The organism is Zoogloea oryzae (assembly GCF_030161255.1).
GTDB lineage: Bacteria > Pseudomonadota > Gammaproteobacteria > Burkholderiales > Rhodocyclaceae > Zoogloea > Zoogloea oryzae.
In genome coordinates this window covers 1-19586 of sequence record NZ_BSPX01000006.1, presented here as the reverse complement: position 1 = coordinate 19586, position 19586 = coordinate 1, and the positions used below count along the sequence as shown (strand labels likewise).

Annotated in this window: 17 protein-coding genes; 6 read left to right on the top strand and 11 right to left on the bottom strand. The window is 67.0% G+C overall.

Annotated elements, in window-relative coordinates; genetic code table 11:
• The first annotated feature begins 251 nt into the window (after positions 1 to 251).
• Positions 252 to 1916, top strand: a complete 1665-nt coding sequence (locus tag QQK25_RS03720) for a sensor histidine kinase (RefSeq protein ID WP_284186737.1) — start codon at positions 252 to 254, stop codon at positions 1914 to 1916.
• A gap of 66 nt (positions 1917 to 1982) precedes the next feature.
• On the opposite strand, the gene parC is transcribed toward QQK25_RS03720, so the two are convergent.
• The 4 genes from parC to QQK25_RS03700 form a co-directional block, all read right to left on the bottom strand.
• A complete protein-coding gene (gene parC / locus QQK25_RS03715) occupies positions 1983 to 4343 on the bottom strand; it encodes a DNA topoisomerase IV subunit A (protein ID WP_284186736.1) in 2361 nt (786 codons plus the stop codon).
• Between the two features lie 141 nt (positions 4344 to 4484).
• Entirely contained in the window at positions 4485 to 4835 is a 351-nt protein-coding gene (locus QQK25_RS03710) for a hypothetical protein (protein ID WP_284186735.1), read from the bottom strand.
• Entirely contained in the window at positions 4832 to 5323 is a 492-nt protein-coding gene (locus tag QQK25_RS03705) for a hypothetical protein (RefSeq protein WP_284186734.1), read from the bottom strand. The genes QQK25_RS03710 and QQK25_RS03705 overlap by 4 nt, the downstream gene beginning before the upstream one ends.
• A gap of 72 nt (positions 5324 to 5395) precedes the next feature.
• Positions 5396 to 6433 (bottom strand): CobW family GTP-binding protein, encoded by a 1038-nt coding sequence (locus QQK25_RS03700; RefSeq protein WP_284186733.1) that lies wholly within the window; start codon positions 6431 to 6433, stop codon positions 5396 to 5398.
• 229 nt (positions 6434 to 6662) lie between these two features.
• Between QQK25_RS03700 and QQK25_RS03695 the strand changes: the two genes are divergently transcribed.
• On the top strand, positions 6663 to 7814 hold the full coding sequence (locus QQK25_RS03695; protein ID WP_284186732.1) for a glycerophosphodiester phosphodiesterase: 1152 nt from the start codon (positions 6663 to 6665) through the stop codon (positions 7812 to 7814).
• 171 nt (positions 7815 to 7985) lie between these two features.
• Here QQK25_RS03695 and QQK25_RS03690 read toward each other — a convergent pair whose 3' ends face one another.
• The 5 genes from QQK25_RS03690 to QQK25_RS03670 form a co-directional block, all read right to left on the bottom strand.
• On the bottom strand, positions 7986 to 8189 hold the full coding sequence (locus QQK25_RS03690; protein ID WP_153163004.1) for a YbdD/YjiX family protein: 204 nt from the start codon (positions 8187 to 8189) through the stop codon (positions 7986 to 7988).
• A 13-nt stretch (positions 8190 to 8202) separates the two neighbouring features.
• The gene (locus QQK25_RS03685; protein WP_284186731.1) at positions 8203 to 10263 is read right to left on the bottom strand and encodes a carbon starvation CstA family protein; all 2061 of its coding nucleotides are present in this window, start codon (positions 10261 to 10263) and stop codon (positions 8203 to 8205) included.
• A 374-nt stretch (positions 10264 to 10637) separates the two neighbouring features.
• Positions 10638 to 12599: a DNA topoisomerase IV subunit B gene (parE, locus tag QQK25_RS03680; protein WP_284186730.1), complete on the bottom strand. Its 1962-nt coding sequence runs from the start codon at positions 12597 to 12599 to the stop codon at positions 10638 to 10640.
• A gap of 82 nt (positions 12600 to 12681) precedes the next feature.
• On the bottom strand, positions 12682 to 13167 hold the full coding sequence (locus QQK25_RS03675; RefSeq protein WP_284186729.1) for a DUF302 domain-containing protein: 486 nt from the start codon (positions 13165 to 13167) through the stop codon (positions 12682 to 12684).
• A 139-nt stretch (positions 13168 to 13306) separates the two neighbouring features.
• Positions 13307 to 14539, bottom strand: a complete 1233-nt coding sequence (locus QQK25_RS03670) for a porin (RefSeq protein WP_284186728.1) — start codon at positions 14537 to 14539, stop codon at positions 13307 to 13309.
• A gap of 417 nt (positions 14540 to 14956) precedes the next feature.
• Between QQK25_RS03670 and pyrF the strand changes: the two genes are divergently transcribed.
• The 3 genes from pyrF to QQK25_RS03655 all read left to right on the top strand — a co-directional run bounded on the left by pyrF (position 14957) and on the right by QQK25_RS03655 (position 17401).
• Positions 14957 to 15775 carry an orotidine-5'-phosphate decarboxylase gene (gene pyrF / locus QQK25_RS03665; protein ID WP_284186727.1) on the top strand — a complete coding sequence of 273 codons (819 nt, stop codon included), beginning with the start codon at positions 14957 to 14959 and terminating at the stop codon, positions 15773 to 15775.
• A gap of 171 nt (positions 15776 to 15946) precedes the next feature.
• Complete coding sequence (locus QQK25_RS03660; RefSeq protein ID WP_284186726.1) at positions 15947 to 16825, top strand: transglutaminase-like domain-containing protein; 879 nt, start codon at positions 15947 to 15949, stop codon at positions 16823 to 16825.
• A gap of 51 nt (positions 16826 to 16876) precedes the next feature.
• Positions 16877 to 17401, top strand: coding sequence for a hypothetical protein (locus QQK25_RS03655; protein WP_284186725.1), 525 nt, complete (start codon positions 16877 to 16879; stop codon positions 17399 to 17401).
• Between the two features lie 4 nt (positions 17402 to 17405).
• Here QQK25_RS03655 and QQK25_RS03650 read toward each other — a convergent pair whose 3' ends face one another.
• Positions 17406 to 18017, bottom strand: coding sequence for a DUF938 domain-containing protein (locus QQK25_RS03650; RefSeq protein ID WP_284186724.1), 612 nt, complete (start codon positions 18015 to 18017; stop codon positions 17406 to 17408).
• Positions 18014 to 18916: a LysR family transcriptional regulator gene (locus QQK25_RS03645; protein WP_284186723.1), complete on the bottom strand. Its 903-nt coding sequence runs from the start codon at positions 18914 to 18916 to the stop codon at positions 18014 to 18016. The genes QQK25_RS03650 and QQK25_RS03645 overlap by 4 nt, the downstream gene beginning before the upstream one ends.
• 98 nt (positions 18917 to 19014) lie before the next feature.
• Here QQK25_RS03645 and QQK25_RS03640 point away from each other — a divergent pair.
• The coding region (locus tag QQK25_RS03640; protein WP_284186722.1) for a YbfB/YjiJ family MFS transporter at positions 19015 to 19586 on the top strand (572 nt) is incomplete at its 3' end.

Here is a 19586-nt window from a genome sequence, read left to right as displayed (position 1 = left end):
TGTCGGTGAAAAACCGTTCCGACATGCCGTTATAGTCATCAAGACCCTCGTGATGGCTCTATCGCGTCGGCCGTATCACGCCAGCGGCAAGTCGGAGATGCCCCGCGCCCGGATCGACCCCGCGCTCCATGCCACTTGTGACGCAGCCGGGCAGGGCACGCCGTCCTGCAACCTGCAGCGAGTGCCCCACAGCTGGCCGGTTCTGGAATCCGGGTTGATTGCATCCCCCCAAACATTGCCTGGGAAGCCCCATGCCTCTCGCCAATCGCATCGAGCGCAGACGCCTCTTTCTGCCGATCATCGCCCTCATGGTGCTGCCCATCCTCCTTGTCTGGGGGGCGGTGGTTTACAAGGCCCAGACCGAAGAGGAGATGGTCATCAAGGCCGTCTATACCGAAAACCTCAACCTCGCCCGGGCCTTCGAGGAGCACACGATCCGGACGATCAAGAGCGTCGATCAGGCGGTGCTGTTCCTGAAGTTCCAGTACGAGCGCTACGGTGACAAGGTGAACATCGCCGAATACGTGCGCGAAGGGATGATCATCAGCAACATCTTCAACCAGCTGGGGGTGATCGACGAGAACGGCATCTACATCCTCAGCAATCTGCCCAACCACAAGCAGATGGATCTGTCTGACCGGGAGCACTTCCGGGTGCACAAGGAGAAGGACACCAACCAGCTCTTCATCAGCAAGCCGATCCTCGGCCGGGCCTCGGGCAAGTGGTCGATCCAGATGACCCGGCGCATCAACAAGCCGGACGGCAGTTTTGGCGGGGTGGTGGTGATTTCCGTCGACCCGTTCTACTTCTCCGATTTCTACCGGGGCGTGGATCTCGGTCCGGGGGGCGTGGTGTCCCTGGTGGGGCTCGACGGCATCACCCGCGCCCGTCGGGCCGGCGACAACATGACCGTCGGCCAGGATCTGTCCCAGAGCGCGCTGATCCGCCAGATTCGCGAGAAGCCGGTCGGCAGCCTCCGCACCACGAGCGTGTCCGATGGTTTCAACCGCCTCTACAGCTATCGGGCGCTCACCGAGTATCCGCTGATCGTCGCGGTCGGCGTCACCGAGGACAACGCGCTCAGCGAGTTCCGCTCGCGACGGTTCGGCTATCAGGTCTTCGCGTTCGCGACGACGCTGATCGTGCTGCTGTTCGGCGGCATCGCGATGCGCCTGCTGGACAGGCAGTACCGCATCACCGCCCAGTTCCGCGAAAGCCAGATCAAGGCCGAATCGGCCAACCGGATGAAGTCCGAGTTCCTGGCGTCCATGTCCCACGAGCTGCGCACCCCGCTCAACGGCATCATGGGCTACGCCGAGCTCCTGCGGGAGAGCACCACCGGCGAGAACCAGGAGTTCGCCGGCGTGATCCTCGACAGCAGCGAACACCTGCTCGATCTGGTGAACTCCATCCTCGATCTGGCCAAGATCGAATCCGGCAAGATGGAGCTGGTGATGCGCCCGGAGCCCCTGCGCACACTCATCGACAAGATCGTCCGCACCTACCAGCCGCCGGCCGCCAAGAAGGGCCTGGAACTGGCCGTGACGCTCGCCGACGATCTGCCGGCCAACTTCGTCTGCGATGCGACCCGGGTGGTGCAGGTGCTCAACAACCTGATCAGCAACGCGATCAAGTTCACCGATCACGGGCGTGTCGAGGTACGCGTCTCGCGGGTGGGCGACGAGCTGGAATTTGTCGTGGCCGACAGTGGCTGCGGCATCGCGCCGGACATGCTGTCCCACGTGTTCGAGCGCTTCAGCCAGGCCGACAATTTCCTGACCCGGCGCCATCAGGGCACCGGGCTGGGCCTTGCGCTGGTGAAGGAGCTCGTGGATCTGATGGGCGGCTCGGTGAACGTGCGCTCCGAGCTTGAAAAGGGCAGCGAGTTCATCGTCCGCCTGCCGCTGGACGCCTGAGCGCCAGCAAGAAAAACGGGGAGCAATCCGCCCCCCGTTTTTCCTGCGTTTTTTCGGCCGTCCGGCTTAGTCGCCGCGCAGGCCGTTGGATTGGGAGCGGCCCGGCGCGGGCTTGCCCTTCTTGGCGCGCTTGCCCAGCCACGGCTCCCAATCCTTCGGCGAGACAGCAAACTCCACCGCCTTGCCGCCGCGGGTGGCGGCCAGCAGGGTGAGGCCATTGGTGGCGACGCAGGTGGCCGCCAGAGTGTCGCCCTCGTCCAGCGCCATGATGATGACGCCGCGCCCGCCGCCGGAGAGCTCCTTCATCTGATCCAGCGGGAACACCAGCAGCTTGCCGCTGGACGACAGCGCCGCCAGATGCTGGTTGTCGGCACCGTCGAAGAGCACCGGGGCAAGCAGCTTGCCGCCCGCATCCACTGACACGAACTGCTTGCCGGCGCGCTTGGTGGCGGTCATGTCGCCAAGCTTGCACAGGAAGCCGTAGCCATCCACGCTCGCCAGCAACACCCGCTTGTCCGCCGGGCCGGCCAGCACGTGGGCGATCTTGGCGCCACTCGGCAGCTCGACGAACGACGCCAGCGGCGCCCCGTTGCCGCGCCCGTCGGGCAGCGTCGACACCGCCACAGTGAGCGCGCGGCCGCCGTCGGTGATGGCGATCAGCGAATCCACGCTGCGGCACTCGAAGGCCGAGCCCAGGCGGTCGCCGTCCTTGAAGGCCACGTTGGCCAGATCGACGCCGTGGCCGCTGCGGCAGCGCACCCAGCCCTTCTCGGAGACGATCACGGTGACGGGCTCGTCCACCACGGTCTGGGTGACACCGGCGCGGGCGGCTTCTTCGACCAGGGTGCGGCGGGCGTCGCCGAACTTGGCGGCGTCGGCCTTGATCTCCTTCACCACCAGCCGGCGCAGCTTGCCTTCGTCACCCAGCAGGGCCTCGAGTTCGGTCTTCTCGCCACGTAGCTCGGCCAGCTCGCGCTCGATCTTGATGCCTTCGAGGCGGGCCAGCTGGCGCAGGCGGATTTCCAGGATGTCCTCGGCCTGCCGGTCACTCAGGTCGAAGCGGGCGATCAGCGCCACCTTCGGGTCGTCCGACTCGCGGATGATGCGGATCACCTCGTCGATGTTCAGGAAGACGATGTGCCGGCCTTCCAGGATGTGGATGCGGTCGTTCACCTGGCCCAGACGGTGGGCGGTGCGCCGGCGCACGGTGCCGATGCGGAAGCGGCCCCACTCGTGGAGGATGTCGGCGAGGCTCTTCTGGGCCGGCCGGCCATCCAGGCCGATCATCACCAGGTTGATCGACGCCGAGGTTTCGAGGCTGGTGTGGGACAGCAGCAGGTTGGCAAACTCGGCCACGTCCTGGTTGCGGCTCTTGGGCTCGAACACCAGCCGCACCGGCGCGTCCTTGCCGGATTCGTCGCGCACCCGGTCGAGCGCGCCGAGCATCAGCGCCTTGAGCTGGGCCTGGTCCGGGTCGATGGATTTCTTGCCGGTCTTGGGCTGCGGGTTGGTCAGGGTCTCGATCTCGAACAGCACCTTCTGGGCCGAGACGCCTGGCGGCAGTTCGTTCACCACCAGCTGCCACTGGCCACGGGCCAGATCCTCGATCACCCAGCGGGCGCGCAGCTTGAGGCTGCCGCGGCCCGTTTCGTAGGCGGCGCGGATGTCGGCCGCCGGCGAGATGATCTGCCCGCCACCCGGGAAATCCGGCCCCTTGATGTGGGTCATCAGGTTGGCGACGGTGGCTTCCGGGCGCTCGATGGCGTGGATGGCGGCGTCGGCCACCTCGCGCAGGTTGTGGGAAGGAATCTCGGTGGCCATGCCCACCGCAATGCCTGAGGCGCCGTTGAGCAGCACGAAGGGCAGGCGGGCCGGCAGGAGCTGGGGCTCTTCAAAGGCGCCGTCGTAGTTGGGGCGGAAATCCACGGTGCCCCGGTCGATCTCGGAGAGCAGCAGCTCGGCGATGGGCGTGAGGCGGCATTCGGTGTAACGCATCGCCGCGGCCGAGTCGCCATCCCGCGAACCGAAGTTGCCCTGACCATCCACCAGCGGGTAGCGCAGCGAGAAATCCTGGGCCACCCGGACCATCGCGTCATAGACGCTGGAGTCGCCGTGGGGATGGTATTTACCGATCACGTCGCCGACCACCCGGGCCGACTTGACGTGCTTGGAGCCCGGCGCGAGGCGCATCTCGTTCATCGAGAATAGGATGCGGCGCTGCACCGGCTTGAGGCCGTCCTCGACCTGAGGCAGGGCACGGGATTTGACCACGCTCATCGCGTAGGCCAGATAGGCGCGCTCGGCGTAGAGGTCGAGGGGCAGGGCGTCGTCGCTGCCCAGCAGCGGGGTGACGGGCGGCGCGGGCGGCTCACCACCGCCGGCTGGGGCGTCGGGCAGGGCGTCGAAGAGATCCGGGGTGTCGTTCATGGTGCGGTGCTTGCGGCTGGCGGCACGGGGCCGCCTGGGTTGCTGGCGCCCGTCGGGCGCGACAAAGGCCGCAAAAATACCACAGGCACCGCCGATTCAAATCGCTGAAAAGCAGTCCGGACGCGCTTTTCGTGCGGGGGATCAGACGGGCACGGCAGCCGGCGACAGCGCGGCGGCCAGCGCCCCCACATCCAGCCAGCCCAGCGGGTAGCCGCCGGCGGGGGTTTCCACCTGCAATCCGTCGGTCTCCACCCGCGCCACGAAGATCGGATCACTGGCGATGGGGCACATGAACAGCTCCTTCTCGGGGCTGCGCCCGTCCCGCACCGCAAACATCGCCAGGGCCAGGGTGTGGGCTTCGATGGGCGTGAGGCGCACCTTCAGCGCGTCGCCGAGGCGCAGCACCAGCAGCCGGCCGAGGCCGCGGTGTGTCGTGTCCGTGACGCTGAACGGGGGATTGTCGGTTTTGTGACCGCTGACTGGCGTGCTCATACCGGCTCCCGGTGGGCGAGGAGGGCGGCCACCACCGACCCGCCGACGCCATCCTCGGGGTCGAGCTCCTCCAGCTTGGCGAGCGCCCGGGCGGAGGTGTCCTCATTGCCCCGGCGCAGCTCGATGAAGGCCAGGGCCTTCAGAAACTGCAGCAGGAAGCGCCCCGGAATCTCCGGCGCGGCAGCCCGCTGGGCGGGCGTCCAGCTTTGCCAGTCGAGGCTCATGGCGCACTGGGCCGCGGCCTGGGCGAGGCCGGCCGTGGCGGTGTCGAAGGCGGAATCGAAATCCCGCAGCTTGTTCTGCAGCTTGAACAGGCAGCGGTAGGACGGCAGCACGTCCGGCGCCACCTCGATGGCGGCGCGAAAGCACGCCCGGGCGCGGGCCGGGTCGCTGGCGTGGGCAGCGACGCCCTGTTGCAGCAGGGCATTGACGTGTTCGGGCAGGTCACCGAAGTCGACGAGATCTTCGGTGAGGCTTGTCTGGACCATGAAACTCTCCGGGGAATAGTGATTCCGGAGGGCTATAGCAAGTATGGGGCCAGCATGCCGGCCCCAAGGAGATCAGCGGCAGGCGAGGCGGAAGGCGGCGGTGATGGCGGCCTCGTCCAGGCGCCGCCCGATGACGACGATGGTGGTCTCGCGGGCCTCGTCGGCGGCCCAATCCCGCCCGTAATCAAAGCCGGTGATGCGATGCACGCCCTGAAAGACCAGCCGGCGATCCTCGCCCCGCACCGCCAGCACGCCCTTGTAGCGCAGCATGTCGTTGCCGTGCTTGAGGAGCAGATCCTCCACGAAACTGCCCATCAGCCCCACGTCCACCGCCCCGGCGTGGTGCAGCACCATCGACGCGATGTCGTCATCGTGGCGCACGAAGGCCCGGTGGCTGCCACCGCCGCGGGTGAGGCCGGCGGGGGTGGCGTCGGTCAGGAAGGCCGGAATCTGCTCCAGCACGTCGGAGAGCACGAAGGCATCCAGCGCGAACAACTCGGCCAGGTCCGCCTCGGCCACCGGCACCGGTGCCACCGGCGCCCGGGCGTTGATGCGGACGAGGCGCTCCTGCAGGGCGCCGAGGGCCTCGGCATCCACCCCGTCGGTCTTGGTGAGGAGCACCCGGTCGGCAAAGCCGATCTGCGCGGCGGCGACGCGGTTTTCGTTGAGCTGTCGCCCGGCGTGGATCGCGTCGACCACCGTGAGGATGCCGTCCAGCTCGTAGCGGTCGCGCACGCCTTCATCCACGAAGAAAGCCTGGGCCACCGGCGCCGGGTCGGCGAGGCCGGTGGTCTCCAGCACCAGGTGGTCGAAATCCAGCGCGCCCCGGTCGCGCCGGTCGGCCAGATCGGCCAGTGCCACCGACAGCTCGCCCCGCACGCTGCAGCAGATGCAACCGTCGGTGAGCTCCACCACCTCCACCGCCGGCGAACCGGCGATCAGCCCACCGTCGATGCCCACCGCGCCGAACTCGTTCTCGAGAACCGCCACGCGGCGGCTGGGCTGGGTGGCGAGGTAGCGGTTGAGCAGGGTCGTCTTGCCGGCGCCGAGGAAGCCAGTGAGGATCGTCGCGCGGATCGGCGGGCGGGGGAGGGCGAGGGGGTTGGTCATGGCTGCGGTACGCGGCAAACACGGAAACGGCCCGCAGCTTGCCACAGCCACGCGCGGGTGGGCGGATCAATTCCGCGATTGCCATGACGCAGGCTGCCGGGTGCGCTTTCACGTCGTCGGGCAGATGCCGTCACGGGGCGTTCACGTGCCCTTAATTCCGGGGAGATAGATTGGTCGGGACATATCACCCTTGCAAGCAGCGCTCTCCCACCTCGATCGGACCCTTCCCATGAAGATCAAAATCCTGATTCCCCTTCTTTCCCTCGCCTTTCTCCAGGCCTGCGGCGGCAGTGACGACGACAGCCAGCCGGCGTTCAAGACCCTCTCCGGTGGTGCGCCGCTGGTGATCGGCCACCGGGGGGCGTCGGGCAGCCTGCCGGAACACACGCTGGAATCCTACAAGGCGGCCATCGAGCAGGGCGCCGACTTCATCGAACCCGATCTGGTGCTGACCAAGGACGGCGTGATGATCGCCCGCCACGAGCCGATGCTCGATGGCACCACCGATGTGGCGACCAAGTTTCCGGCGTCGCGCATGAGCACCCGCAACGTGGATGGCGTGCCCACCACGGCTTACTTTGCCAGCGACTTCACCCTGGCCGAGATCCGCACCCTGCGGGCGGTGCAGGCCCGCGCCAACCGTTCGCAGGCGTACAACGGGCTGTTCGGCATCCCCACCCTCGACGAGGTGATCGCCCTCGCCAAGTCGGAAGGCGCCCGCCTGGGCCGCACGGTGGGCATCTACCCGGAGATCAAGCACTCCACCTTCCACGCCGACGAGGTGCGCTTTGGCGCCAACGTGTTCGAGGAAAAGCTGCTGACCACCCTGCACACCGCCTACGGCAACGTGGCAAGTGCGCCGGTGTTCATTCAGTCGTTCGAGGTGAGCAACCTGCAATACCTCAACACCAGGACCAACATCAAACTTGTGCAGCTGATCGACGCCGACGACGTGAAGGACGACGGCAGCATGTCGCTGGTGGCCCCGTACCACAAGCCCTACGACTTCGTGGTGAAGAACGACGCCCGCAGCTTTGCCGATCTGCTCACGTCCACCGGGCTCGACTTCGTGAAGACCTACGCCGATGCGGTGGGGCCGTGGAAACCCTATCTGGTGAAGACGGTGAACGACGGTGTGGAGCGCACCGGTGACGCCACCCTGACCATCAACGACCGCCGGGTGGACGGCAGCACCGGGGTGATCGAGCTGGCCCACCAGAAGGGCCTGCTGGTGCACACCTGGACCTTCCGTGACGATGCCAGCGGCTACGGCTTCGCCGACCCGAAGGCCGAGATGCAGTACTACATGCGTCTGGGCATCGACGGAGTGTTCACCGATTTCCCCGCCACCGGCGTGGCCGCGCTCAACGGCATCCGCTGACCGTCACTTGAGCTTGAAGTCGGGCGCGGAGGGCGCCCACCCGACGGCGGTGGCAGCGATGCCTCGCTCGTGGATCTGTCGCCCGACTTTGCCTGCCGGCGAGCCGACCTCGACTTCCCGGGAGGCGACCGAAGGGGCGCGCCGACCCGTCCCGAAGGTCGGGCCCGTCCTTCAACAACACCGCCCAGGCCGCCCATCTCCGCCGCCATACCGCGCCTCCTGACGCTCCCGGAAGAACGCCTCGTAGGTCATCACCGGCTGGTCGGGGTGGGTCAGGCGCATGTGCTGCACGTAGGTGTCGTAGTCCGGCACGCCCACCATCAGGCGGGCGGCCTGGCCGAGGTATTTGCCCATGCGGGCAAGATCGCCAAACATCTGCCGGATTCCCTCAGCTGCTGGCCGGCATCGGCTCGAACGGGGTTTCCACCGCCGTCGGCTTGCTGTTGCCCAGGGCACGGAAGCACGCGGGGATCGCGTAGGCCAGGATGCTCACCACCAGTAGCATGAACAGGCCAGCCAGCGCCGCATCCACGTAGTTGTTGGTGACGATCTGGTGCATCTGCTCCAGCGACTTGGCCGGGGCTAGGACTTCGCCGCGGGCGATGCCGGCTTCGTACTTGTGGGCGTTGGCCAGGAAGCCGATCTTCGGGTTGTCGTGGAAGACCTTCTGCCAGCCGGCGGTGAGGGTGCAGATCAGCAGCCACACGGTGGGCGCGGCGGTGACCCACGCAAAGCGCTGGCGCTTCATCTTGAACAGCACCACAGTGGCGAGGGTGAGCGCCACGCCGGCGAGCATCTGGTTGGCGATGCCGAACAGCGGCCACAGGGTGTTGATGCCGCCCAGCGGGTCGACCACGCCCTGGTACAGGAAGTAGCCCCACGCGGCCACGCACAGGGCGGTGGCGACGAGGCTGGCGAAGATGGAGTCCATCTTGCGCATCGACGGCACGAAGGTGCCCATCAGATCCTGCAGCATGAAACGCCCGGCACGGGTGCCGGCATCCACGGCGGTGAGGATGAACAGCGCCTCGAAGAGGATCGCGAAGTGGTACCAGAAGGCCATCATCGCCTTGCCACCGAGGGCGTTGGAGAGGATGTGGGCCATGCCGACGGCCAGCGTCGGGGCGCCGCCGGCGCGGGAGATGATGGTCTTCTCACCCACGTCCTGGGCGGTCTGGAGCAGCATCTCGGGGGTGACCACGAAGCCCCACTGGTTGATGACCTGGGCGGCGCTCTCGGCGGTCTTGCCGATCACCGCGGCCGGGCTGTTCATCGCGAAGTACACGCCCGGCTCGATGACCGACGCGGCCACCAGCGCCATGATCGCCACGAAGGACTCCATGAGCATGCCGCCGTAGCCGATGAAACGGGCGTTCTTCTCGTTATCCAGCAGCTTGGGCGTGGTGCCGGAGGAGATCAGCGCATGGAAGCCCGACACCGCACCGCAGGCGATGGTGATGAACAGGAACGGGAACAGGCTGCCCGACCACACCGGGCCGGTGCCGTCGATGAACTTGGTGAGGGCCGGCATCTGCAGGTTGGGGGCCACGATGGCGATGCCGATGGCGAGGCCGACGATGGTGCCGATCTTCAGGAAGGTGGACAGGTAATCCCGCGGCGCCAGCAGCAGCCACACCGGCAGCACCGAGGCGACGAAGCCGTAGCCGATCAGGAGCCAGGTGAGCTGCTTGCCATCGAACGTGAACAGCGGGCCCCAGGTGGGGCTGGCGGCGATGTCGCCCCCGTAGATGATCGAGGCCATCAGCAGCACGAAGCCGATGATCGACATCTCGCCGATGCGGCCCGGGCGGATGTAGCGGCTATACACGCCCATCAGCAGCGCGATGGGGATGGTGGCGGCCACGGTGAACATGCCCCACGGCGATTCGGCCAGCGCCTTCACGACGATCAGCGCCAGCACCGCGAGGATGATGACCATGATCATGAAGGTGCCGAACAGGGCGATCACGCCAGGTACGGCGCCGAGCTCGGACTTGACCAGATCGCCCAAAGAGCGGCCGTCGCGGCGGGTGGAGATGAACAGGATCATGAAATCCTGCACTGCGCCGGCAAACACCACGCCGGCGAGGATCCACAGCATGCCCGGCAGGTAGCCCATCTGGGCGGCGAGCACCGGGCCCACCAGCGGGCCGGCGCCGGCGATGGCGGCAAAATGGTGGCCGAACAGCACGTATTTGTTGGTCGGCACGTAGTCCAGCCCGTCGTTGTGACGCAGGGCGGGGGTCATGCGCTTGGGGTCGAGCTCCATCACCTTTTCGGCGATGAACAGGCTGTAGTAGCGGTAGGCAATGAGATAACAGCATACCGCGGCGATGACCAGCCAAAGGGCGTTGATGGTCTCTCCGCGATTGAGCGCGACGATGGCGGTGGCAGTGGCGCCCAGCAAGGCGACAGCACCCCAGCCCAGGTGACGCTGGATGGCGTTCATGGCTTTCCTCTTTTCTTGTTGGCAAGGGCGGGCGGGCCCGGCCGACGAGAAAGAAGAAGCAACAGTTCGGGGCGACGCTGCGCGGGGAGCTGAAACTGGATCTCACACGGGGTCGGGGCACAACCCGCTGCAGGCTTGAATCCGCGGCCCGACCGCAAACTCAACCTGGGCGGATTCTTCCATACGCATCCGTATGGTCAATCAGGGTTTTACACATCAATGGGGTGAGGTTGACCGAGATCAGACGATCTCGCGCTTGCTAGCGGATTGCGAGGCTGGCGGTGCCTGTCGACTCCCTGTGATCGCCGCGAGCCCGCGGCGGACGAAAAAACGGCCGGGACATCCCGGCCGTGTTGATGCGAGTAGGGGACGGATCAGACGTCGGCTTCGACCGAGTCGCCTTTCTCTTCCATCCAGGCCCGGCGGCCGGAGGCTTCGCCCTTGCCCATCAGCAGGGTGAACATGCGCTGGGTTTCTTCGAAGGCGCCGCCGCGCACGTGCACCGGCAGCACCCGGCGGGTGGCCGGGTCCATGGTGGTCTCGCGGAGCTGATCGGGGTTCATCTCGCCCAGGCCTTTGAATCGGCCCACTTCGATGTGTTCGGGCTTGACGCCTTCGTGGCCGAGGCGATCGCGCAGCGACGCCAGCTCCTGGTCATCCAGCGCATACAGGCGGCGCGGCGGGCGCTTCTTGCCGGAGGCGGGCACGTCGAGGCGGTACAGGGGCGGCTGGGCCACGTAGATGTGGCCGCGTTCGATGAGCTTGGGGAAGTGGCGGAAGAACAGGGTCAGCAGCAGGGTCTGGATGTGGGAGCCGTCCACGTCGGCGTCGGACATGATGATGACCTTGCCGTAGCGCAGCTCGGAGAGATCGGGCTCGGAATCCTGGGTGTGGGCGTCGACGCCCAGGGCCACCGCGATGTCGTGGATTTCGGCGTTGGCGAAGAGGCGCTCGCGGTCCACCTCCCAGGCGTTCTGGACCTTGCCGCGCAGGGGGAGAATGGCCTGGGTGTCCTTGTCGCGGGCCATCTTGGCGCTGCCGCCGGCGGAGTCGCCCTCCACCAGGAAGAGTTCGTTGCGCTCGATGTCCTCGGATTCGCAATCCGACAGCTTGCCGGGCAGCACAGCCACGCCGGACGACTTGCGCTTTTCCACCTTCTGCGCCGCGCGGGCGCGGGCCTGGGCGGCCTTGATGGCGAGCTCGGCGAGCTTCTTGCCGTAATCCACGTGCTCGTTGAGCCACAGCTCGAAGGGGTCGCGCACCATCCGCGACACCAGCTGCACCGCGTCGCGGCTGTTGAGGCGCTCCTTGGTCTGGCCCTGGAAGCTGGGGTCGAGCACCCGGGCGGACAGCAGGAAGGAGGCGCGGCCGAAGGCGTCGTCGGCGGTGAGCTTGACGCCCTTGGGCAAGAGCGCGTGGTGGTCGATGAAGTTCTTGATGGCGGTGAAGATGCCGTCCCGCAGGCCGGCTTCGTGGGTGCCGCCGGCCGGGGTGGGGATGAGGTTCACGTAGGATTCGCGCACCGGGGCGCCTTCCAGCGTCCACGCCACGGCCCACGAGGCGCCTTCGCCGGCCGCAAACGTCTCGTCGCCCTTAGGCGCGAACTTCTCGCCGGAGAACAGCGGGATCAGCGGCTCGTCGGTGAGGGCTTCGCCCAGGTAGCCGCGCATGCCTTCCTCGAACAACCAGGTGCGGGTTTCGCCGCCTTCGATGGCAAGGCTCACTTCGAGGCCCGGCATCAGCACGGCCTTGGAGCGCAGCAGGCGCTCGAGTTCGGCGCGGGGCAGGTCGGGGGCGTCGAAGTACTTGGCGTCGGGCCAGGCGCGCACGGTGGTGCCGCTCTGCTTCTTGGGCGCATCGCCCAGGCGGGCCAGGGGTTCGATCACGTCGCCGCCCGAGAACACCAACCGGTGCCGGCCGCCGTCGCGCACCACTTCCACCTCAAGCCGGTGCGACAGCGCGTTGGTGACGGACACGCCCACGCCGTGCAGGCCGCCCGAGAAACGGTAGGCCGAGTCGTCGTCGGTCTTGTTGAACTTGCCGCCGGCGTGGAGGCGGGTGAACACCACCTCGACCGTCGACACGCCCTCGACCGGATGTATCTCGACCGGAATGCCGCGGCCGTCGTCCGAAACGCTCACGGAGCCGTCGAGATGCAGGGTCACGCCGATCTTGCGGCAGAAGCCGGCCATCGCCTCGTCGGCGGCGTTGTCGATGACTTCCTGGATCACGTGCAGCGGGTTCTCGGTGCGGGTGTACATCCCCGGCCGCTGCTTGACGGGTTCGAGGCCCTTAAGAACGGTGATCGATTCGGCGGTGTAGGTTTTCTGGGTCATGCTTGAGGCGTGAATCCGGTGGGGTTTTCGAAGCGGTGCGGACTATACCGTGGGCGGCGGCTTCGGGCGAGACTCCCGGCGATCAGTCGCGGATGCTCACCCGCCCGGCGTTGTCGGCGGTCTGCCGGGCGATGCGGGCGAGGAGCGCGTTGGCGGCGCGGGCGCCGGGGCTGTCACCCACCGCACTGCGCCACGCCAGACGCACCGTGGACGGATCGCCGGGAACGGTGAAGATCGCCATCGACAAGGGGCACTGGGCCACGTTGAGGGGGTTCTCCTTCGCCATCTGCCAGGCGATGCGGGCGCTGCAGAAGTGGAGCACCTCAGCCTGGGCATAGACGGGCGTGTCTTCGCCCAGCGCGGGGCCGGTGCGGGACAGCATGTCACCAAAGACGCTCGGCGGGGAAGGAATCAACCCTTCGGCCTCGATGGCATCCACCAGCGCCTCCCGGGCGTCGGCGTAGCGGCTGGGGGTGATGCGCTGCTCGACGATGCCGTCGGCCATGGCGGCCGGGCTGGTGAGCACAAAGGCGAGGGTGGCAAGGGCGGCGAAGAAGGGGTGCGACATCGGCGGCTCCGGTGGAACGGCGAAGATCGGACGATACAAAAAAAGATGGCGCCACGGGGGCGCCAGAAGGAGGGAGAACACAGCAAGAGACTGTTTCGATGGCGGGCCTGTGGCGGCCCGTCCATCCGATGTGTGTGGCCTAGAAGAACAGGATCGCGCCGGCGGACAGGGTGCGGTTCTTGGTTTCGCTGTCATCCACGGTGCTGGTGATCTTTTCCTGGTTCAGTTCGCCGACGAGGGTCACGAACTTGTTCAGGCTGTGATAGACGCCCAGGGTGTAGGCCTTGTTCTTCCGCTCGTTGCCGGCACCCAGGATGCCGTCGTTGTCCTTGTTCTGACCGAAGTTGATGCCGAACTTGGTCTTGTTGTACTGGTAGGTACCCTGCAGGAAGTAGCCCTTGGAATCGGTCTTGTTGCCGAGGCCATCGGAGCCGCCGAAGAACTGGGCGCCCACGGTGGACAGGCCCAGGCCCTTGCCGGTGAAGGCATAGGCGACAGCGCCGAAGTTGTTCATGCTGGCCTTGGCACCGATTTCGTAGCCGGAAGCGGTGAAGGACTTGGCCGGGTTGGTGCCGGTGCCGTCACACACGGAGCCCTTGGAGCAGCTGGTGCTCTGGGTGATCAGGCCGCCCCAGACCTTGCCCGGCGCCATGCCCTTCCAGTCGTAATCGACCTTGGCCTGGAAGCCCGGGGTCTTGGTCTGGTCGCCCGCGAAGGAGCTCGGCTGGAAGATGCCCGCAGAAGCCTGCAGGCCGTCGAAGTTCGGGGTGGTGTAGGTGATCTGGGCCTGGAAGCCGGTGTACATGTAACCGTGGCCGATCATGCCGAAGGTGGTGTTGAACGGGATGCCGGCGTTGGAGGTGCCGCCGACGCCCAGCAGGGTCATGTCGGACAGGATGATGTTCTGGCCGAACAGGCCGATGTCACGACCGAACTTCAGGGTGCCCCAGTCGTTGTTGCCAAACTGGAAGTAGACGTTACGCACGTCGATCTGGCTGTACGGGCTGGAAGCGCCCGGCACGGCGCCAGCGCCGGTGCCGACGGTGGAGGGCAGGCCGACCACGGACGAAGAATCGTTGATACCCGGGGCGAAGCTGAAGTGAGCCTTGATGTCCTGGTCAGCGGCCTTGGTGGTGACCACGAAGTTGATCCAGCCCGGCAGCAGGCCGTTGGTCAGGGCGCTGTTCTGGGTCTTGGTCTCGGGGCCGCCGGCGACGGTGGTCTTGGACTCGCGGTTGACGTAGAAGCCGTTGATGGTGCCGTTGATGTCGAGGGTGACATCGTTCTGGGTGAAGCTCACGGCTTGGGCGCCACCGGCGGCAGCGGCAAGGCAGGCGAGGGCGACGGACTGAGCCAGCAGGGACTTCTTCATGATCTTTTGTCTCCGGAATTTTCTGTTTGATTTCACCAGCGCAACGGCCACGGCCCTGCGCTTGTGCTCCGCTCCTCCCGTTGTCGCATTCCAGCGTCGATCGCGCCTTGAAACACGCCGTTACGGAGCGCACTACCCATTGCGAAGGCTGTGCCAGCTCGGGGCCAGATCCGGATCAAAATAGAACAAGCTTATGTTACGAAAAGGAATTTTTTGTTTTGACGCGGCGGGGACGTGATTTTTCGTCACATTTATGCTGTTCATTTCCTGAACAACTGCCCCGAGGGTGCTGAAACGGGGTGGAGCATGTTGTGACGCAACATGTGCCGTTTTGCACAGCCGGCGGTGGGGCGCCAAGGGCTGGTAAAATCGGCGCCGACATTCAACTGCCCCGGCCGCACGCGGCCCGCCCTCCCCATGGATTTCCGTTCCAAGCTGGCTGCCGCCTGGCAGCGCCATGATTCCCTGCTGTGCGTCGGCCTCGACCCGGACGTCGCCCGCTTCCCGGCCCACCTGAAGGATCGCCCGGACGCCGTGCTGGCCTTCTGCAAGGGCATCGTCGATGCCACCGCCGACCTCGCCTGTGCCTTCAAGCCGCAGATCGCCTACTTTGCCGCCGCCCGCGCCGAAGACCAGTTGCAGGATCTCATCGCCCACATCCACGAAAAGCACCCCCAGGTGCCCGTGGTGCTCGACGCCAAGCGCGGCGACATCGGCGCCACCGCCCAGCAGTACGCCCGCGAGGCCTTCGAGCGCTTCCAGGCCGACGCGCTCACCGTCAATCCCTACATGGGCTTCGATTCCGTCCAGCCCTATCTCGAATTTGCCGACAAGGGCCTGATCGTGCTGTGCCGCACCTCCAACCCCGGCGGCTCCGACCTGCAGAACCTCGAGATCGCCGGCGGCCGCAAGCTCTACCAGCACGTGGCCGAACTCGTCGCCGGCAAGTGGAACACCCACGGCCAGAACGCGCTGGTGGTGGGCGCGACTTTCCCCCAGGAGCTCGCCGACGTGCGCGCCATCGTGGGTGATCTGCCGCTGCTGGTGCCCGGCATCGGCGCCCAGGGCGGCGACGTGGAAGCCACCGTCAAGGCCGGTCGCACCGCCGCCGGCACCGGGCTGATGATCTCGTCGTCCCGGGCGATCCTCTACGCCGGCAAGGGCGAGGATTTTGCCGACGCCGCCCGCAAGGTGGCCCTGGCGACCCGCGACGAAGTCAATCTGTACCGCCGCTGATCGGTCCGAAAACCGCTCAACTGCGCAGAAAACCCGCCATGTTGCAGCGCCGCAGAGTAGGATGAAGGGTCTTGCAACCGGGCCGGCGCCACGCCGCTGCCCGAGCGACGCCTATTTGTCTTGCTGAATCAGGCGCAATCCCGCGTCAAAGCACGCTCTCTTGGAATGCCCATGATCAGGCTGAAGTTCTCGGTGGAATTGAATTACGAGGTCGCCGCCCCGGGCTGCGACTTCATCTTCAACATCCACGCCGCGCACACCCGTCGTCAGCGGGTGCTGACGGAAATGATGGAGATCGGCCAGTTCCTGCTGCCGCAGGTGCACACCGACGCCGCCACTTCCAACCGCTACATGCGCCTGAAGGCCGAGCCCGGCCCGCTGCGCCTGCGCTACAGCGCGACGGTCGAGGTCCAGCACCACGTGGCGGCGCCCGAGCTCATCGCCGAGCAGCCCGTCTCGCGCCTGCCGCCCGAGGTGCTCACCTATCTCTACCCCAGCCGCTACTGTCAGTCCGATCGTCTGTTTGACGTGGCGCTGCGCGAGTTCGGGCGGCTTCCGCCCGGTTACGCCCGGGTCAAGGCCATCTGCGACTGGGTGGCGAGCCATGTGAGCTTCAAGTCCGCCACGACCAACGCCAGCACCTCGGCGATCGATACGCTCCACGACCGGGTGGGCGTGTGCCGCGACTTCGCCCACCTGATGATCGCCCTGTGCCGCGCGCTCAACATGCCGGCGCGTTTCGCCACCGGGATCGACTACGGCGCCGACCCGGCCCTCGGCCCGAGCGATTTCCACGCCTATGTCGAAGTCTTCCTGGGCGACCGCTGGTATCTCTTCGATCCGTCCGGCACCGCGATCCCCATGGGGCTGATGCGCTTCGGCGTCGGCCGCGATGCCGCCGATGTCTCGTACGCGACGATCTTCGGCGGCGTGCGTGCCGAGCCGCCCAACATCTCCATCATCGCCATCGAAGACGCGTTTTCCGGTGCCGAGCTGCCGCGCCGCCGGCCCGAAGCCCTGTCCACCGACGACGGCCCCATCACAGCCTGACGCGCCCGAACCGGCCAACCCAATTCAGATCATTCCGACAGGAGAACCCCCATGAGCACCATCGACGACATCGCCGCCCGCCACGGTTTCAGTGCCGACGCCGGCCGCGCCGCCTATGCCGCGCTGCAGGCCGGCGGCTTCAGCCAGGCCCAGTTCAGCCACCCCGAGCTGGGTGGCATGGGCCAGTGGATGAGCGGTGGCATGATGATGATCGGCGACATGTTCAACGAAGGCCTGAAGTGGCGCGTGGGCGCGCTGCTGACCGATCTGTCCCAGCACCGCGAGCCGGTGCAGCAGGCCGCGCCGTCGTTCGGCGGTGGCTTCGTGAACAACGCCAACTGGTGGCCGGCCGAGCTGGGCTATCCGTCCACCTCCGGCAGCCAGAACGACATGGCCTACGCCTGGTTCCCCAACGCTGCCAAGCTTTTGATGAAGGTGGGCAGCGACGTGTTCTCGTTCGACACCGGCGTGCTGACCATCTACGGCGTGCAGCAACAGCAGGGCGGCGGCATCGGCTCGGTGGTGCTCAACACCTCCAACGGCCCGATGGGGCTGCTCGGCCTCAACCGCTCCTGACCCCTCAGGGCCTGCGCCGCCACACCACACAGCGGTTGTTGGCGGGCATGGCCCGGTCTTCCACCAGCGCAAAGCCCCGGGCCCGGGCGAGGGCATCGACGGCCTCCAGGTCGCGGATGCCGCGCTTCGGGTCGTCGGCCCGCAGGGCGGCGTCGAAAGCGGCGTTGCTCTCGCTGGTGAACTTTCCCCCATCATTGAACGGCCCGTAGATCGCCAGCAGGGCGTCGGCGTCGAGTGCGCCATCGAGCCCGGCAAAGAAGGCTTCCACCTCCGGCCAGCCCATGATGTGCAGGGTGTTCGACGAGAACACCGCATCGAAGCCACCCGCCGGCCACCGGCGGGTCACGTCGAGTTCGAGCGGTGGCGGGGTGTTGGGCAGCGCCGCTTCATCCAGCCACAGGCGGATGCCGGCCAGCCACTGGGGCCGGTCGCTGGTCTGCCAGACGAGGTGGGGCAGGGCGGCGGCAAAGTGCACCGCGTGCTGGCCGGTGCCGGAGCCCACCTCCAGCACCCGACGCCGGTCGGCAAAGTGCTCGCGCAGCACCGCGAGGATCGGGTCGCGGTTGCGTTCGCAGGCAGCCGACCAGGGCTTTTCGGGCTGGATCTCCATCATCATTGCAGCGCTCCGTGTTCGCCGAGTTTTGCCGCAAGGCTGCCGGCAAAGGCCTCCCGCGCCGGCTGACGGCTGCGGGCCTTGTGCCAGATCATCACCGTCGTCACCCACGCCACGTCGTCCGGCACAGGATGAACCTGCAGCACGCCGGCCGTGCCGGTGAGATGCCCGCCAATGATCGCCCGCGGCACCAGGCTCACGCCCATCCCCGCCGCCACGCAACCGACGATCGCCTCGAAGGTGCCGAAGCTGCTGGTGCGAGCGATCGGCACGCCGTCGCGCCACAGCCAGTCGAGCAGGCGCTGGCGATAGCTGCAGCCTTCGCGGAAGGTGATCAGCTCCACCGGCCCGCGGGTAACAAGATCCGCGCTGGAGGCGATCGGCACCCAGTCGGCGGCGCTGATGAGCACCAGCTCTTCGCGGATCACCGGCAGCTGTTCGAGATCCGGATGCTTGATCGGGCCGGCGACGAGGGCCGCATCGAGCTGATGGGCCAGCACGTCCTGCACCAGACCGGCGGTGTGCGAGGTGGCGAGGCGCAGCTCGACCAGCGGGTGCTTGCGCCGGAAATCCGCGATCACCGCCGGCAGGCGGGTGGCCGCGGTGGTCTCCATCGAGCCCAGCCGCAGCAGGCCTTGCGGTGCGGCAGCGCTGCGCACGGCGTCGCGGGCTTCGTCGGCCAGGTTGAGCAGGCGGTCGGCGTAGTTTTCCAGCAGGCTGCCGGCCGGCGTGATGACCAAACGCCGGTTGATGCGGTCGAACAGCGGCGTGCCGAGGCTTTCTTCCAGCAGGCGCAGGCGGGTGGTGACGTTGGACTGCACCGTGTGGAGGCGCTGGGCGGCGCGGGTGACGCTACCTTCCTCGGCCACGGCACGAAAGAGGCGAAGATCGGCGAGATCCATGATCATCTCTTTTTGTGATGGAGTTGATCCCATTAAATCATTTTTATTGCTGATCTGTCCCGCGTAGCCTGCACGCATCCGAAACCGGGAGCGCCATCATGCAGAGCACCACCGTTCCAGTTCCATCCGTCCTGTCCAGCCCGCCGGTAATTGCCGCCGCCGGGTTACTTTCCCTCTTGCTGGCCATGGGCATCGGCCGCTTCGCCTTCACCGCGCTGCTGCCCCAGATGCGCGACGACGGGCTGGTGGACATCGGCAGCGCCGGCCTGCTGGCCGCGATGAACTACCTGGGCTACCTGGCCGGGGCGCTGTGGGCGGCCTTCAGCCGCAACGCCGACCCGGCGCGGCGGCTGGCCGGCGGGCTCGTCGCCAGCGTGCTCACCACCCTGGCGATGAGCGTCGACCTGGGCTTTGGCGGCTGGTGTGCGCTGCGCTTCGTGTCGGGCGTGGCGAGCGCGGCGGTGTATGTCTACGCCACCGGCATCGTGCTGCGCAGTCTGGCCGACGTGGGCGCGGCGGGGTGGAGCGCGCTGCATTACATGGGCGTCGGCGCGGGCATCGTCACCTCGGCCATCGTCGCGCAGCAGCTGGCCGGCGGCGCCCTCGTCGGGTGGCGGATGCTGGGTCTGGTGGCCGGCGTGGCGGCGCTGGTGGTGGGCGCGGTGCTGGT